Source organism: Mycolicibacterium brisbanense (genome assembly GCF_001570425.1).
GTDB lineage: Bacteria > Actinomycetota > Actinomycetes > Mycobacteriales > Mycobacteriaceae > Mycobacterium > Mycobacterium brisbanense.
On the sequence record NZ_BCSX01000021.1, the window covers coordinates 31,086 to 45,657 of the forward strand.

Annotated in this window: 15 protein-coding genes and 2 pseudogenes; 9 read left to right on the forward strand and 8 right to left on the reverse strand. The window is 67.4% G+C overall.

The window, feature by feature from the left end; translation table 11 throughout:
* Positions 1-298: 298 nt before the first annotated feature.
* The 3 genes from RMCB_RS10085 (at position 299) to RMCB_RS10095 (ending at position 3,986) form a co-directional block, all read left to right on the forward strand.
* On the forward strand, positions 299-1,696 hold the full coding sequence (locus tag RMCB_RS10085) for a sugar porter family MFS transporter (protein WP_062828678.1): 1,398 nt from the start codon (positions 299-301) through the stop codon (positions 1,694-1,696).
* A complete protein-coding gene (locus RMCB_RS10090; protein WP_029373305.1) occupies positions 1,696-2,643 on the forward strand; it encodes a carbohydrate kinase family protein in 948 nt (315 codons plus the stop codon). The genes RMCB_RS10085 and RMCB_RS10090 overlap by 1 nt, the downstream gene beginning before the upstream one ends.
* Before the next feature lie 86 nt (positions 2,644-2,729).
* Complete coding sequence (locus RMCB_RS10095) at positions 2,730-3,986, forward strand: cytochrome P450 (RefSeq protein WP_062828679.1); 1,257 nt, start codon at positions 2,730-2,732, stop codon at positions 3,984-3,986.
* Between the two features lie 99 nt (positions 3,987-4,085).
* Here RMCB_RS10095 and RMCB_RS10100 read toward each other — a convergent pair whose 3' ends face one another.
* Positions 4,086-4,973, reverse strand: a complete 888-nt coding sequence (locus RMCB_RS10100; RefSeq protein ID WP_062828680.1) for an SMP-30/gluconolactonase/LRE family protein — start codon at positions 4,971-4,973, stop codon at positions 4,086-4,088.
* Between the two features lie 83 nt (positions 4,974-5,056).
* Here RMCB_RS10100 and RMCB_RS36490 point away from each other — a divergent pair.
* Both RMCB_RS36490 and RMCB_RS10110 read left to right on the forward strand, forming a co-directional pair.
* Positions 5,057-5,254: pseudogene (locus RMCB_RS36490) on the forward strand (alpha/beta hydrolase fold domain-containing protein); the annotation flags it as partial.
* Positions 5,255-5,376: 122 nt separating this feature from the next.
* Positions 5,377-6,630: a MinD/ParA family ATP-binding protein gene (locus RMCB_RS10110; RefSeq protein WP_072278443.1), complete on the forward strand. Its 1,254-nt coding sequence runs from the start codon at positions 5,377-5,379 to the stop codon at positions 6,628-6,630.
* Here RMCB_RS10110 and RMCB_RS10115 read toward each other — a convergent pair.
* Positions 6,627-6,923: pseudogene (locus RMCB_RS10115) on the reverse strand (hypothetical protein). The gene RMCB_RS10110 and the pseudogene RMCB_RS10115 sit on opposite strands and share 4 nt — an antisense overlap.
* A 32-nt stretch (positions 6,924-6,955) precedes the next feature.
* Positions 6,956-7,663 carry a DUF427 domain-containing protein gene (locus tag RMCB_RS10120; RefSeq protein WP_062828911.1) on the reverse strand — a complete coding sequence of 236 codons (708 nt, stop codon included), beginning with the start codon at positions 7,661-7,663 and terminating at the stop codon, positions 6,956-6,958.
* 132 nt (positions 7,664-7,795) lie between these two features.
* On the opposite strand from RMCB_RS10120, the gene RMCB_RS10125 reads away from it, so the two are divergent.
* Positions 7,796-8,362: a hypothetical protein gene (locus tag RMCB_RS10125; RefSeq protein WP_063979601.1), complete on the forward strand. Its 567-nt coding sequence runs from the start codon at positions 7,796-7,798 to the stop codon at positions 8,360-8,362.
* Positions 8,363-8,404: 42 nt separating this feature from the next.
* Here the strand turns inward: RMCB_RS10125 and RMCB_RS10130 are convergent, their stop codons facing one another.
* Both RMCB_RS10130 and RMCB_RS10135 read right to left on the reverse strand, forming a co-directional pair.
* Positions 8,405-8,659: a DUF2631 domain-containing protein gene (locus RMCB_RS10130; RefSeq protein WP_029373311.1), complete on the reverse strand. Its 255-nt coding sequence runs from the start codon at positions 8,657-8,659 to the stop codon at positions 8,405-8,407.
* Positions 8,660-8,735: 76 nt separating this feature from the next.
* Positions 8,736-10,058, reverse strand: a complete 1,323-nt coding sequence (locus RMCB_RS10135) for a cryptochrome/photolyase family protein (RefSeq protein ID WP_062828682.1) — start codon at positions 10,056-10,058, stop codon at positions 8,736-8,738.
* 101 nt (positions 10,059-10,159) lie between these two features.
* Here RMCB_RS10135 and RMCB_RS10140 point away from each other — a divergent pair, with 101 nt between their 5' ends.
* Complete coding sequence (locus RMCB_RS10140; RefSeq protein WP_062828683.1) at positions 10,160-10,639, forward strand: hypothetical protein; 480 nt, start codon at positions 10,160-10,162, stop codon at positions 10,637-10,639.
* Between the two features lie 23 nt (positions 10,640-10,662).
* On the forward strand, positions 10,663-11,466 hold the full coding sequence (locus RMCB_RS10145) for a DUF4097 family beta strand repeat-containing protein (protein WP_062828684.1): 804 nt from the start codon (positions 10,663-10,665) through the stop codon (positions 11,464-11,466).
* Between the two features lie 8 nt (positions 11,467-11,474).
* On the opposite strand, the gene RMCB_RS10150 is transcribed toward RMCB_RS10145, so the two are convergent.
* Both RMCB_RS10150 and RMCB_RS10155 read right to left on the reverse strand, forming a co-directional pair.
* Positions 11,475-11,915 (reverse strand): nitroreductase family deazaflavin-dependent oxidoreductase, encoded by a 441-nt coding sequence (locus tag RMCB_RS10150; RefSeq protein WP_062828685.1) that lies wholly within the window; start codon positions 11,913-11,915, stop codon positions 11,475-11,477.
* 11 nt (positions 11,916-11,926) lie between these two features.
* Positions 11,927-12,772 carry an NmrA family NAD(P)-binding protein gene (locus tag RMCB_RS10155; protein ID WP_062828686.1) on the reverse strand — a complete coding sequence of 282 codons (846 nt, stop codon included), beginning with the start codon at positions 12,770-12,772 and terminating at the stop codon, positions 11,927-11,929.
* A gap of 81 nt (positions 12,773-12,853) precedes the next feature.
* Here RMCB_RS10155 and sigI point away from each other — a divergent pair, with 81 nt between their 5' ends.
* The gene (sigI, locus tag RMCB_RS10160; RefSeq protein ID WP_062828687.1) at positions 12,854-13,726 is read left to right on the forward strand and encodes an RNA polymerase sigma factor SigI; all 873 of its coding nucleotides are present in this window, start codon (positions 12,854-12,856) and stop codon (positions 13,724-13,726) included.
* Here the strand turns inward: sigI and RMCB_RS10165 are convergent.
* Positions 13,717-14,457, reverse strand: a complete 741-nt coding sequence (locus RMCB_RS10165) for a GNAT family N-acetyltransferase (protein WP_201028277.1) — start codon at positions 14,455-14,457, stop codon at positions 13,717-13,719. The two genes, sigI and RMCB_RS10165, sit on opposite strands and share 10 nt — an antisense overlap.
* Positions 14,458-14,572 lie beyond the last annotated feature (115 nt).

The window sequence follows — 14,572 nt, forward strand, 5'->3', positions numbered from 1 at the left end:
CCGCGCCCAATTCCGTGCGGACACTGAATCGTAAAGGCGCAACTCGACATTTGTGCCGGGGTCGGCGAAATCAACACGCGAGGATTTTTTCGCAGGCAATCCCAGACAACCGCAGACGAACACGTTTTAGTCGAACAAGATCGGGGATGATTGCGCGCGTGCGTAATTCGGATCGGCACGCCGAAAGCCAACCGAACACAACGGAAACCACACGCATTGCCACGTAAATGCGAAAAATTGGTCTAGACTCCGCAATTGCCCTGCGAACACGCTACGCAGGGTTCTAGTTTGAGCATTCATGAAACCTCTGGTGATTCGCAGTGCCGTTGTCGCTGCGCTCGGTGGCCTGATTTTCGGGTTTGACACCGCGGTCATCTCCGGTGCGGAGGAGCAGATCCAGCACGTTTTCGCGCTCAGTGATGCGAAGTTGGGCTTCACGGTGACGACTGCGCTGATCGGGACGATCGTGGGGGCTTTGACGGCGGGGCGTCCCGCTGACCGGTACGGCCGCAAGAAGGTGCTCTACGCGATCGGCGTCTTCTACGTGTTGGGTGCGTTGGGCTCGGCCCTGGCAACCAATGTGGAGACGCTGATGGCCTTCCGGTTCCTCGGCGGTCTCGGTGTCGGCGCAGCCAGTGTGTGCGCCCCGATCTATACCGCGGAAGTGGCCCCTGCCGCCCATCGTGGGCGGTTGGTCGGTTTGGTGCAGTTCAACATCGTGCTCGGCATTCTGCTGGCCTATGCGTCCAACGCCGTGGTCCGCGCACTCGCCGACGGCGAGCATGCGTGGCGCTGGATGCTGGGCGTGATGGTGCTGCCCGCGGCGGTGTTCCTGCTTCTATTGCCGACGGTGCCGGAAACCCCGCGGTGGCTGGCGACGGCGGGCCGGTGGGATGAGGCCACCGCGACGTGCAACCGGCTGTGCTCGACACCGGAGGAGGCCGGCTTCGAAATGGCCGAGATCCGGGCGTCGCTGGCGGCCGCCGAGAATGCGCCGTCGGTACCGTTCTTCACTCCCGGGCACCGCAAAGTCATCCTGCTCGCGGTCGCGATCGCGTTCTTCAATCAGATGTCGGGCATCAACGCGATCCTGTACTACGCGCCGCGCGTCATGCAGCAGGCCGGCGCGAGCACCAGTGCCGCGTACTGGATGAGTGTGGCCGTGGGCGCGATGAATCTTGTTGCGACCATGGCCGCGTTGACCGTGATCGACAAGATCGGCAGGCGCAGGCTCATGATCGTCGGCTCGATCGGCTATCTCATCTCGCTGGGGTTCTTGGCGGGGGTGATGTTCTACTACGAGGACGCTCGTGGCGGCGAGTTCACCACCACCTCGTCGGTACTGGTGCTGGCCGGGTTGATGGTGTTCATCGCCGCGCATGCGTTCGGGCAGGGCTCGGTGATCTGGGTGTTCATCTCCGAGATCTTCCCGAACCGGATCCGTGGCCGCGGCCAGTCGCTGGGCAGCCTGACGCACTGGGTGTTCGCCGCGATCACGTCGTTCGCGTTTCCGCCGATCATCGGGGCGTTCGGCGGGGGTGTCGCGTTCAGCATCTTCTTCGTCGCGATGCTCGGCCAGCTGGCGTGGGTGCTGAAGGTCATGCCTGAAACCAAGGGTGTGCCGCTGGAGGAGATGGAGGCCAAGCTCGGCCTCACCCATGAACCCGGTGGTCCGCTCACGGCGAGGGGGCACTGATGACCGGCCGAGTGCTCAGTCTCGGTGAGGCGTTGATCGACGTCGTCATCCGGCCCGAATCGATCGAGGAACACGTTGGTGGCAGTCCGCTCAACGTCGCGGTCGGTATCGCCACCCTCGGTCACCCGGCGAGCATCTGCGCCCATTGGGGCGCCGACGACCGCGGTGACATGCTGCGCCGCCGCGCGCAGGCCGCCGGCCTGGAGGTCGTCACAGGCACCGACTCGGCGGACAAGACGCCGGTCGCGTTCGCGCACGTCGACGAACATGGCCATGCCACTTACGATTTCGATCTGACCTGGGAGGTGCCGCCGCTGCCGGACCTGTCGTCGTTCGGGCATCTGCACACCGGCAGCATCGCGGTCACCCTGGAACCGGGAGGTTCGGCGGTCGTCGATGTCGCCGCCCGGATGCAGGGGAGCTGCACCGTGTCCTATGACCCGAATATCCGTCCGGCGCTGATGAAATCGCCCGATGCGGTGATGGATCGCGTCGAGCGGATGGTCGCGCTGTCGGACGTGGTCAAGGCCAGCGATGAGGACCTGGCGTGGCTGTATCCGCAGACACCGGTCGAAGACGTCATGCGCAGGTGGGTCACCAGCGGCCCGGCGATGGTGGTGGTCACCCGCGGACCCTGGGGCGCCTACGCGCTGCTGGCCAACAACCGGGACATGCTGCACCTCGATCAGCTGACCGTCGAGGTCGGCGACTCTGTCGGCGCCGGGGACTCCTTCATGGCGGGGTTGATCTCCGGGCTGATGGATGCCCGCCTGCTCGGCTCGTCTTCCGCACGACAGCGACTGGCCGCAGTGAGCTGGTCCGACGTCCAGCCCGCGCTGCACCGCGCCATCATCACCAGCGCGTTGACCGTCAGTCATTCCGGGGCATACGCACCGGTGATGGCCGAGGTGCAGGCAGTTCAGGACGCGGATCCGATGCTGCGCTGACCTGATCGCCGGCACCGCGCACCTTTACAAAATATCTACCAACTGTCACGCTGAATTTCGTTCTCGCCCCGGCGGAAGGAATCCACGTGACCGTTGTCGGCTCGCCGCAGGCACGCGCATACAGTCCATTCGACATCACGTCCCACGACTTCTGGAGCCGACCGTTCGCCGAACGTGACCACACCTTCGCCCGACTGCGAGCGCGTGACGGATTGAGTTGGCACCAGCCGCTTTCGACGCTTTTCGACGTCTCAGAACCCGGATTCTGGGCACTGACCCGCCGCGCCGACATCCAGTTCGCCAGTCAGCACCCGGAGCTGTTTACCTCCACGCACGGCGTGGCGCTGGACCCTATGCCTGCCGACGTGCAGAAGTTCGCGTCGTTCTTCCTGGCGATGGACCCGCCCGAGCACACCACCTACCGCCGATTGATCAGCTCGGCGTTCACGCCCCGCAACGTCCGCCGGATCGAGGAGCAGATTCATCGCAATGCCGCGGCGGTGGTCGACGACCTGATCGGGGTGGGGGAGGTGGACTTCGTCGAGGCCTGCTCGGCGCAGCTGCCGATGAAGACCATTTCGGACATGCTCGGGGTACCCGCGGCCGACCAACCCGCACTCGCCAAGGCCGCCGAGAAGTTGTTCAGCATGAGCGACGACGAGTACTCCAGCATCGAAGAACGTGCCATGGACACGATCAACGAGATCATGTTGATCTCGTCGACGGGCGTCGAACTGGCGAAGTTCCGCCGGGCCAATCCGGGTGATGACCTGATGACCAGCATCGTCAACGCCGAAGTGGATGGTCATCGGCTCACCGATGAGGAGATCGGCGCGTTTCTCATCCTGCTCGCCTCGGCGGGCAACGACACCACCAAGCAGACCACGACGCACGCCATGATGGCCCTGGCCGCCCATCCGGATCAAAAGGCTTGGCTGCTGGAGGATTTCGACGGCCGGATCGGGCTCGCGGTCGAGGAGTTCGTCCGGTGGTCGACGCCGGTGCTGCAGTTCGCGCGGTTCGCGACCGCGGATGTCGAGATCGCAGGCCAGACAATCGGTGCCGGGGACAAAGTCGGCTTGTTCTACTGTTCGGCCAACCGGGACGAGTCGGTGTTCACCGATCCGCACCGGTTCGACCTGAGCCGGTCGCCGAACCCGCAGATCGGCTTCGGCGGCGGCGGGCCGCACTTCTGCCTGGGCAATCAACTCGCCAAGACTGAGCTGCGAAACCTGTTCCGCGAGTTGCTGACCCGCATCAAGAGCATCGAGTTCGGCGAACCCGAGCTGCTCTACAGCAGCTTCGTCCACGGCATCAAGCGTGTGCCCGCGCACATCCGGTAGGACCCCTCGCCTTTTCCCGGCGAGCAGACGTCAAAGTTCGCGAAACGCGGCGTGTCGCGAACTTTGACGTCTGCTCGCGCTGAGAAGGGGGGCGCCTTGTCAGTGGTGGTGGCCGTGCTCGTGCTCGCCCGGCGCGGGCACATCGACCATGAGCGCCTCGACACGCGAGAGCTTGGTGCCGATCAACCGCTGCGGGTAAGCGTCGGTGGTGGTGACCAGGAAGAGGGTGCGTCCCTCGGGGCCGCCGAGCGTGCACGCGATCGCGGTGCGCTCTCCGACGTCGACACGGTCGGTGACGGCGCCACCCTCGACGATGCGCTGGAACTCGTGCGCGAGCGTCAACGCGGTCCACACCCCGCCTTCGGCGTCGATCGCGATCCCGTCCGGCGGGCCGTCCAGCCCGTCGGCGAACACCCGGCGGCCGCTGAGCCCGCCCTCGGCGTCGATGGTGAACGCGGTCAGCCGGCGCCCGGTGGATTCCGCGACGACGAGGGTGCTGCCATCGGGTGTGATGGCCATGCCGTTGGGAAAGTCGAGGGCATCGGCGACGACGTGCACCGTGCGATCGCCGTCGATGCGCACGATGACACCGCCGGAACACTCCCCGTCGCTGCGCTCGCCCCCGAGGCGAGCCTGCGAGCCGACGTATGCACGGCCGTGCGCGTCGATCACCATGTCACCGAGCGCGGCCGGGGCCACGGAGCTCAGGTTGGCCAACAGCTCCACGGTGTCACCGTCGTAGACCAGCACCTGACGGCGCTCGGTGGAGACGATCAGCAGGGCGCCGTCAGGCCGAAAACCCAAGCCGGACGGGGCATGTCCGGGCAGCGGTAGCGTCGTCAACGCGCCGCCCAGGGTTACCGTGTGCACGGCCTGGCCGAGCATGTCGGAGAACCACAACAGCCCCTCGAACCAGCGCGGACCCTCGCCGAAGCAGAATCCGTCGGCCAGTTGTGTCGTCCGTACCGGTACGGCTTCAACCGTCATCGCCACCTACCTTTACAAAATCCACCCTGAGTGTCACGCCCGCGGGGTGCTGCTGTCAACCGCGGCTGGGCCGGAATTCGGCGATCGCCTGCTCGGAACCCGATCTGCTGCGCGACGAGGCGCTCGACTGCGCACGACGTTTGCCGGCCGCCGGAGTGAGCACGGAACTGCACGTGTTTGCGGGCACCTGTCACGGCTTCGATTCGCTTTTGCCGCACTGGGAGACGAGCCGGGACCTGCACACCATGCAGGGCGTCGCACCGACGCGCGGGCGGTCGTGATCTCGCCCGCGCGGCCTGTCTTGAGGTGGCGTCCGGTTAACGGGCTGGACAATAATGTGTCAACTACACCGTGGGACGATGTGTTTGGCGCGTCAGCGCGTTTGACCGATTGAGAGGTAGCTATGTCGGCCGACAACGACCGGCTCGTGTACTCCCGCGACCCCAAACACGCCAGGGAACCTGCGCCGTACGGCCAGGCCGACGCCCTGTTCGGTGGATCCGTCACGTCGCTGACCAACAGCGGGTCCCGGCATGGTGACGTGCCGACGGGAGCCCCGCCGGTGATCCAGGCACCTGCGCTTTCGGTCGTGGCGCCGGACCCGACAGAGGCCGAGATCACCGCCAAGCTCCAGCCGATCCCGCCGCGGCCGCCGTGGCCCCTGCAGGACGGGCTGCAGTCGGTCGACGGCTGGGCAAGCCCCAACACCGGAGTTGGTTTGAGCGAGCACCGCGCGGTCGACAATCTCGCGCGCGTCGGCGTGCGTCCGACGGTCAAGATGCACTCCCAGCGCGGCTGGCGCGGGCTGCTGTACCGCACCACCCGGCTGAATCTGGGGCTTTCCCGCGACGAACTCTACGAACTCGACCTGTATGCCCGCATCCGTCGTAACGCCAGGGACTCGTACCAGATCGGCGTCTTCGGCCTCAAAGGCGGCGTCGGGAAAACGGCTGTCACGGTCGCCCTGGGTTCGACGCTGAGCAAGGTGCGCGGTGACCGGATCCTTGCCATCGATGCCGACCCAGCCAGCGGCAACCTCGCGGACCGGGTTGGGCGGCAGTCGGCGGCGACCGTGTCGGATCTGCTCGCCGCCAAAGACTTGTCGCGCTACAACGACATCCGCGGATTCACCAGCATGAACGAATCGAAGCTCGAGGTGCTGTCCGGTCTCGAGTACAGCGCCGCGTCCCGCGCGTTCAACGACGCCGACTGGAAAGCGGCCACCGACATCGTGTCGCAGCACTACAACCTGGTGGTCGCCGACTGCGCCGCGGACATGTTCCAGCCCGCGGCCCGGGCCGTGCTGAGCACCGTCTCGGGGGCGGTGATCGTGGCGAGCGCCTCGATCGACGGCGCCCGCCAGGCCGCCGTGACGCTCGACTGGCTGTGGCAGAACGGCCACCGTGACCTGCTGAACAGGACGTGCGTGGTGGTCAATCACGTCGGCTCGCGCCGGCCCAACGTCGACACCGGTGCGCTCGTGACGCAGTTTCAGAAGCATCTGCCTCCCGGCCGGGTGTTCGTGCTGCCCTGGGACAAGCACATCGCCGGCGGCACCGAGATCCACCTCGACCTGCTTCGACGGCGGTTCCAGCGGCGGATCCTGGAGCTCGCCGCCGCGCTGTCGGACGATTTCGACGGACCCGTCGCCACTTAACCGGCGAGTTCCCGCGCCACCGCGGCGTGGTAGGCATCGATGTGAGCCGGGTTCACGATCCGGAAGAAACCGTCATGCGACCGTCCAGCCCGCCGTCACCGTTGCTGTCGACGCCGAGCCGCCCGACCGACGTGAACATCCACCGCCACGGGCGGGCCGCGACGCCGAGTTGCCAGGTGAAGATGAGATCGGCGATAGGTCCTGGTCCAGTTGGCCGGATTGGTCACGAAGTCGTACACGGTCTCCGCGGACTGCCGAAAGATCGTCTCGGAGCTGGTGGTCACGATGCCCAAGTGTCTGCCTTCCCCCTGTCGGCGACGCCTTGTCAGGGTTCGCATCCGCGCGCCGTGGTTTCGCTCGCTCCCGGGAGCTCGGCGAGTACCCGCACCTTGGTGGGGTCGAAGCACAGAAATCCTTTGACGGGCAACGACTCCGGTGGCGGATCGGGATAACTCCAGGCCGCGTCGGCGATCACGGTACCGCCGAGTGTCACCGACCAGTAAGTGGCGGCGCCCTTGTAATTGCAATAGCCGGTGGTCTGGCTGCGGTGCAACAGATCTGTGCGCACGAGTGCCGGGTTGACGTAAAGCCTTGGTGCCAAAGCGGTTTCGAAGAGAATCACAGTGTCGTCGGTGTCGACAATGACGGTCTCATCGGCCGTAACCCGCAGCCGGCGTCTGGTCCGTAGGCAGTCGATGCGGTGGTACGGGTTCGGTGGATAGTTGACCAGCCGGCGGCCTTCCTCGAACCATGCGTCGACGGCGTCCCACGCCACTGCCACATACCCGGGCGCTTCGGCAACCGGATGGCTCGGCAGTTCGCCGACCTCCTCGTGCGGGAACGCGTAGCTCAGTGCGTGGCCCGCGCGGTGCACCAGCAACGCGCGCTCGGTGTCGATCAGGGTGTCGCCACCGACGAACGCCTCGATCCGGCGGGGATGCGGCTCGATGTAGACCACCGCGCCGGGGAGTGGGGGAGTGCACCACCCGGCGGGCCGTGTGCCCAACGGGCCATGTCCTGCCACAAGACTCACCGCGCCACCTCCGATGCGGGCATCGCTCCGCACACGATGGCAGAGACGATAGGAGCTTTACAGAATTATGAAGAAATGTCCCGCTGTTGGATGACGGGTGACACAGCCGGAGTGACGAATGACGGTGAGACCATGACGCTGTTCGATACGCCGATCGCTACCAGGTCCCGGCCACGGGCGCGAGCTGCCCAGGCGCTGCGATACGAACTGAACGTGCTGGCCCGTGATGCCGCCGACGTCGTCGCGAGCATCGGCGGCTGGCTGTTCGACCGGCGAATGGCAGGCTGGGGCGTCACCGTTGCGCTGCTGGATCATCGCGACGAGCGTGCGCTGCGCATTCTCGGCGTCAAAGTTGTTGAGCCGGACGGAGTATGGCCCTCGACCAGGCATGAGCGGATCGTGACGACGGTGGTCGAGGCGGAGCTGTTCGACGCGGACAGTGACATGCGCTCCCGGGTCTTGACGGCCATGCGGCGCGGTGACGGCGAGGTCGCGTTCTGGGGGTCCGGTGCACCTGGTCTGTTCGGCGGAGGGGTACGCGCCACGCCGTACCGGCTCAGCGTGGCCGCGCAGGCATTCAAAGCGCATGCCCTTGCCGCAGTGGGCGATTCGATCACAGCCAGTGGCGCGGAGGAGACACTGCTGCTGGGCGGCCGATCGTCAGGCCTGCTCGCCGAAGATATGGTCCCGGTCTGCTGAAGACGGTCTCGACGCGGCGCTATGCCGCCGCGCGACGTCAGGTCAGCGGATCCAGCCGCGGCGGCGCAGCCACCAGTCGCGACCGACCAGGAGCAGGATCAGCGCGGCGAACCCGATGAGGAACCAGTCTTCGACGTGACCGACGTGGTTGCCCCGCATCATCACCAGCAGGAAGAGTGCGGAGAGCACCCCACCGATGTGGATGACCTTGATGTTCTCCTTGGACCAGCCCCATGCCGCAGACGGGACGTCCTCGACGTCGACGCCGTTGTGTCGCTCCACTTCGGTGCTGGCCACGGTTGCTCCTCACAGTCGGGCAGGGACTGCAGACATTCTGGCATACGACACTGCGTCGTATGTCGACCGGCACCGGTCATCTCAACTGCTGGTATCGGCGCAGCGCCTCCCGCCGCTCCTCGGCGTGGTCGACGATCGGGTCCGGGTAGCCCGCCGGGCGTCCCGCGTCGAGCTTGTGCACGTCGGCGACCTCGGCGAGCTCGGGCACCCAACGCCGGATGTAGTCCCCGGCGGGATCGAACTTCGCGCCCTGAGTCGTCGGGTTGAACACCCGGAAGTACGGCGCGGCGTCGGTGCCGCACCCCGCGACCCATTGCCAGCCGTGCTGATTGTTGGCGACATCACCGTCGGTGAGCTGGTCGAGAAACCATCGCGCGCCCCACTGCCACGGCAGGTGAAGATCTTTGACCAGAAACGAGGCGGCGATCATCCTGACCCGGTTGTGCATGAACCCGGTCTGGGAGAGCTGGCGCATTCCGGCGTCGACGATCGGGAAGCCCGTCATCCCGGCAGTCCAGGCGTCGAACATCCGCTGCGCGTCAGGGCCGTCATCCACCTCGATCGAGGCCATGCCCGGGCTCCAGCTCTGCCAGGCACTTTCGGGCCAGTGGTGCAGCACCGTGGCGTAGAAGTCGCGAAAAGCCAACTCCCGCAGATACGCGTCGGCGTCGGCGCCGAGATCGACCGCCATGGTGCGCGGGTGGATGGTGCCGAACTTGAGATGAGCCGACATCCGGCTGGTGGTGTCGAGGTCGGGGCGGTCACGGTCGGTGGCGTAGTTCGGCAGCCACGTCTCGACGAACGCCCGCCATTGCGCCATGGCCGCGCGCTCACCCGCCGGGGCGTCCGATTGACCTGTGATGTCCGGGATCTCGGTGGCGCCGGGCAGCCCGGCGGGGTCGATCCACCGCGCCGAATCGGGCCCCGAGGCGGCAGGGGCGCGCCAGCCGTGGTCGCGCCAGGCCCGGTAGTACGGAGTGAAGACCTGATACGGCGTCCCGTCCTGTTTGCCGATGCGCTCCGGCGACACCAGGTAGGGCGAACCCGTCGCACACAGCGGCACATCGTCGAGGGCGGTTCGGACGGCGTCGTCGCGACGACGCCCGAACGGGGAGTAGTCCTGCGAAATGTGCACCGAGGCCGCCCCGACAGCCCGGGCGAGGCGGGGGATCTGCTCCTCGGGCCTGCCCTGCACCACCAGAAACTTGCCATCCAGGCGCTCCCGCAGTTCGTGTAGCGACCGGTATAGATAGCCCAGGCGACGGGTCCCCGCTGATGCGATCAACCGCGGGTCGAGCACGTAGCAGGCAAGCACCTGAGCGTCGTCCTGTGCAGCGGCCAGCAGAGCAGGGTGGTCGGACAGGCGCAGATCGCGCCGGAACCACAGCAAGGTGGGCATGCCCCCGATGGTGCCCGAACCGAATCGTCTGGAGAGGTACGCCGCCCCCGCGCACCAATGTGACACTTGTGGTGACGTCATAATGATGTCACCATGACACCATGGATTTGCAGCCCTATGTGGAGGCCGTCCGGCATGAATTGGCTGTCGCGGCCGCCGCCGGCGGCGCCGACGCCGAGGCGCTCGCGCAACGGCTGACCGCGCCGCTGGACTCGGCCCTGCGGCTTGCGCTACTCGAAGCGCTCTCCGAGGCCGCCGAACAGATCACCCGGGAACTCGCGCCCGGAGCCGTACACGTCCGGCTCAACGGCAGGGATCCGGAATTCACAGTCGAAGTCCCCGAACCCACGGCCATGCCGTCGGTGCCCTCGGTCGGCGACGCAGCCGACGACGACGCGGGCGGCACCTGGCGCGTGACACTGCGGCTTCCCGAGAATCTGCGCGCCGGTGTCGAGGCCGCGGCGCGCGGCGAGGGCATCTCGGTGAACGCGTGGCTGGTGCGCTCGGTGAGCGCGGGGCTCGGCGGGTCCACCGGCCGAACCCGCAGTGGCGGCAGATCTTTCAGCGGGTGGGTCCGCTGAATCCGACCCGATAGGAGATCGAAATGACCACATTTCACACACCCGAACCCATATCGGCCGACGTCGAGGTGGTGGCCGGCGTCGTCCACGTGCGTGCCTCGGACCGTGACGACACCATCGTCGAGGTGGCGCCCCGCGACCCGAGTCGGCCCTCCGACGTCCGGATCGCCGAACAGGCACGGGTCGACTACCGCGACGGCGCTCTGAGCGTCAGCGCGGGCCGCCGAATCCTGTCGCTCGGGCGCGGCGGAGCTGTGCGCATCGACATAGCACTGCCCGCCGGGTCCCGGCTGAAGGTATCCGCGGCGTCGGCCGACATCGAGGCCGACGGTAGTTACGCCGACTGCCGGTTCGCCACCGCCTCCGGCGACGTGCGCGTCGGAACCGTGACCGGGAACATCAAGGCGGACAGCGCATCCGGTGACATCGCAATCGGCAGACTGGTAGGTGACGCCCGCATCGCCACAGCGTCGGGCGATGCGCGCGTCGACCATGTCGAGGGTGACGTGACATTCCAGGCGGCCAGCGGCAACCTCGGCGTCGGAACGTTGCGCGGCAATCTGAAGGTCCGCGCGGCTTCGGGATCGGTGACTGTCGCCGTCGCCGCCGCCGGTGCGCTCGACGCGCACACCAGCAGCGGCGAGGTCGAAGTCGGCATCCCGGAGGGCACCGCCGCCCGCCTGGAACTCACCACCGGATCCGGTGCCGTCGACAACCGGCTGGAAACATCCGACGGACCGGCCGCCGGCGATGAAACCCTGATGGTGCACGCCCGCACCGGCTCCGGTGACATCTCGATCCGCCGTGCGACGTCCGCGCCTGCCTGACTCAACCCCTAGTCGGGGTCGAACCGAAACACCGTCAATCGTCCTGCCAGCGCCTCGAATTCGTCAGGTGTGCCGTCGACCACCAGGCCGCTGCGCTTGGCGAAACCGACGCCGACCGGCACCTTCACCGCGAACGTGCGCAGGATCGGGCGGGACTCCTCGGGGCTGAGCTCGACGATGCGGACCCGGCGCGACCGTCGTCCCCTCGTGAGGGTGCCTGCCCCGGCGGCCCGGGCGTTGGCCGCCCAATCCGACCCCGGGTAGCCGGCCACGGTGTACAGGCCTCCGTCGTGGTCGAACGGGGTCATCGGAGTACTGCGGGGTTGTCCGCTGCGGCGCCCCGGCACGGTCAGCACCATGGCGGGCCCGGTCGGAATCCCCAGGCGTTGCACCGCCATCATCACCTTGTTCATCGGCTTGAGCCAACGGGGTGGGGTGGGTTCGGACATCGTTCGCTCCTCTACTCGGTGCTGAACCGGTCGCGGTGGTCCGCGGCCCATCTGACGAAAGGCGTTGCGGGACGGCCGAGCACCTTGTCCACCTCGTGGGTGACCAGTGCCGGCCTGCCGACGGTGTCGGCCAGCAGCGCCAGATACGCGTCGGCGAACGCGGCGGGGAATCCGACCGCGCGGAACCGCTCGCGCACCGCGGCCGGCGGCACCTCCTGGTAACGCAGCGGCCGGCCCAGCGCCGTGCCGAGGGCCGCGACCAGTTCGGTGTTGGTCAGCGCCTGCGGCCCGGTAAGTGGAACGCGTTGCCCGACAAGGTCGTCGGTGCGCAGGGCGACCGCTGCCACGGCTGCGATGTCGGCGTCGGCGATCACCGCCATCGACGCGTCGGCATAGGGCCCGCTCACCACATCCCCTGCGGCGAGCTGCGGCGCCCACATACCCGCGAAATTGGACGCGAAGATCGTCGGCCGCAGGCTCACCCACTCCAGGCCCGACGCCACCGCCAGCTGTTCGCACTCGCGGTTGCGGTCGCCGCGCACCCGCGACGGCTGGCGGGCATCGTCGTCATCGGCATTGATCGCCGACAGCGCGACCAGTCGGCGTACCCCGGCGGAGCGGGCCTGTTCGACCGTCGCGGCGAGCTCGGCGCCCAGTGCGCGGGAATTGAGGAAGACCGCGTCGGCCCCGGACAACCCGGCCGCCGCCGTCGGCACCACCTCGACCTCGGCGGGAAAGTCCGCGGTGTCGGGATGCCTGCTGACAGCGCGGACCCGTGCGCCCGCGCTGAGGAGTTCGGACACGAGTGGACGCCCGACGTTGCCGGTGGCGCCCGTGACGAGAATTGTGGTGTTCATGCGATCAAGGACGGGGCGGCCCGCCGAAAAGTTACCGCGGAGCGCCCGTAACTTTCCGGCGCGCTATTTCGTCGTAACGGCATGAACGACGCAGTGGTCGAAGCGGCGTGGCGAGAGCACCGTCCGTACCTGATCAATCTCTGCTATCAGATGCTCGGCGACATCGGTGAGGCCGAAGACGTTGCGCAGGAAGCGTTTCTGCGACTGGCGCGCACCGACGCCGGCCAGCTCGACGACATCCGCGCATGGCTGACCGTGGTCGCCGGACGACTGTGCCTGGACCAGGTGCGCTCGGCGCGGGCGCGCCTCGAGCAGCCGGGGACGGTCGAGACGACGGCATCCTCGGAGCCCGACCCGGCCGACCGGGCCACGCTCGACGACCAGGTGCGCACGGCGTTGTTCGAGGTCCTCAACCGGCTCAGCCCGGGGGAGCGGGTCGCGTTCGTGCTGCACGACGTGTTCGCGGTGCCGTTCGACGAGATCGCCGAGACTGTCGGCAGGCCGGTCGGCACGTGCAGGCAACTGGCCCGGCGGGCCCGGATCAAGTTCGCCGGTCTCACGCCACACCGGGTCGACAACGACGCGGAGACGGGCGGTGTCACGGCCGACGAACATCGCGTGGTCCTGGAGAAGTTCATCGCCGCGTGCGCCACCGGCGACGTCCTGGCGCTCGGCGCCGTGCTCGATCCCAGCGTGTGGGGCGTCGGCACCGTACTGGCCGATCCTGCGCCGCCGCAGCAGATCAACCACGGTCGCGACGCCGTTGCCACCAACCTGCTGCGCTACCTCGGGCCGGGCGCCACACTGGTCGGCGGCGCCGCGGGCGAGCCCGTGCTGCTCGCGTACGCCCGGCGCCGACTGTTCGCCGTGGTCGTCCTGACAATCAGGAACGGCCTGGTACTCAAGATCGACGCGACGGCCGACCCGTCGGCACTCGCGGCAGGTCAGCCCTGACCCGAATCGAACCCGATCTCGCAGTCCGGAGACAACGCCTCCCACGTGCCGAACGCCTGCAAGCCGAGCGCATCGGCCACCGCCACCGATCCGGCGTTGTCGAGCTGGCAGCGGTACTGCGGTTCGTATCCCTGCTCGAAGGCGTACCTACTGATCGCGCGAACCACGTTGCGGGCGTGCCCCTTTCCGCGGAATGCCGGAAGGGTCAACACGCCAAGGTCAGCGATGCGGGCATCGCCCCACGGATACGCGCTCGCCGCGCACACCAGCTTGTTCTGCTCGAAGGCCCCGAACACGGCCCAGTGATCGAGTTCCACGTACGCGTCGTCCCGATCCCGTTCGGAGGCCGCCGACTCGAACTCCGCGAACACCGCGCTGTCGTGCTCGGTCAAACGGCGTACGTCCGGGCGCTCCTCGGTCAACGAGTGACCCGCCGACGGCGGGAAGTAGAACACGTAGTCGGCGCCGTTGAGAGTGATCCCCGCGGCCGCGAGGCTACCTCTGAAGTCCGACTCCGACAGCGAGGTGCGGCCACGCAGCGCGGCCAGCTCGGCGAGCTCGGGCGTCAAGACGGCCCGCAGGCCGCCGTCGCCCGGTTTGAGCACCATGACGGGAGTGTCGTCCTCCAGACCGGGGTTGGTGACGACCGTCAGGTCGTCATCCCGATACAGGACGTCTCCGGTGAAACATGACCGCCAGTAGTCGGTGACGGTGGCTGAGAACGCGGGCAACGTGGACATGCTCGATTCGGAGAAGAGGCAGCAGGACTTCTCGAACCTAAGCGGGGTGGCAAGCGAATTTTGGCTGACTCGTTGGGGGGAGCCGCCTGCAGAGCGGCACAATGTA

Bases quoted from the DNA above. Each gene is read 5' to 3' on its own strand.
- RMCB_RS10085 (WP_062828678.1), top strand. From the start codon at position 299: ATGAAACCTCTGGTGATTCGCAGTGCCGTTGTCGCTGCGCTCGGTGGC.
- RMCB_RS10090 (WP_029373305.1), top strand. From the start codon at position 1,696: ATGACCGGCCGAGTGCTCAGTCTCGGTGAGGCGTTGATCGACGTCGTC.
- RMCB_RS10100 (WP_062828680.1), bottom strand. From the start codon at position 4,973: ATGACGGTTGAAGCCGTACCGGTACGGACGACACAACTGGCCGACGGA.
- RMCB_RS10110 (WP_072278443.1), top strand. From the start codon at position 5,377: ATGTCGGCCGACAACGACCGGCTCGTGTACTCCCGCGACCCCAAACAC.
- RMCB_RS10125 (WP_063979601.1), top strand. From the start codon at position 7,796: ATGACGCTGTTCGATACGCCGATCGCTACCAGGTCCCGGCCACGGGCG.
- RMCB_RS10135 (WP_062828682.1), bottom strand. From the start codon at position 10,058: ATGCCCACCTTGCTGTGGTTCCGGCGCGATCTGCGCCTGTCCGACCAC.
- RMCB_RS10140 (WP_062828683.1), top strand. From the start codon at position 10,160: ATGGATTTGCAGCCCTATGTGGAGGCCGTCCGGCATGAATTGGCTGTC.
- RMCB_RS10145 (WP_062828684.1), top strand. From the start codon at position 10,663: ATGACCACATTTCACACACCCGAACCCATATCGGCCGACGTCGAGGTG.
- RMCB_RS10150 (WP_062828685.1), bottom strand. From the start codon at position 11,915: ATGTCCGAACCCACCCCACCCCGTTGGCTCAAGCCGATGAACAAGGTG.
- RMCB_RS10155 (WP_062828686.1), bottom strand. From the start codon at position 12,772: ATGAACACCACAATTCTCGTCACGGGCGCCACCGGCAACGTCGGGCGT.
- sigI (WP_062828687.1), top strand. From the start codon at position 12,854: ATGAACGACGCAGTGGTCGAAGCGGCGTGGCGAGAGCACCGTCCGTAC.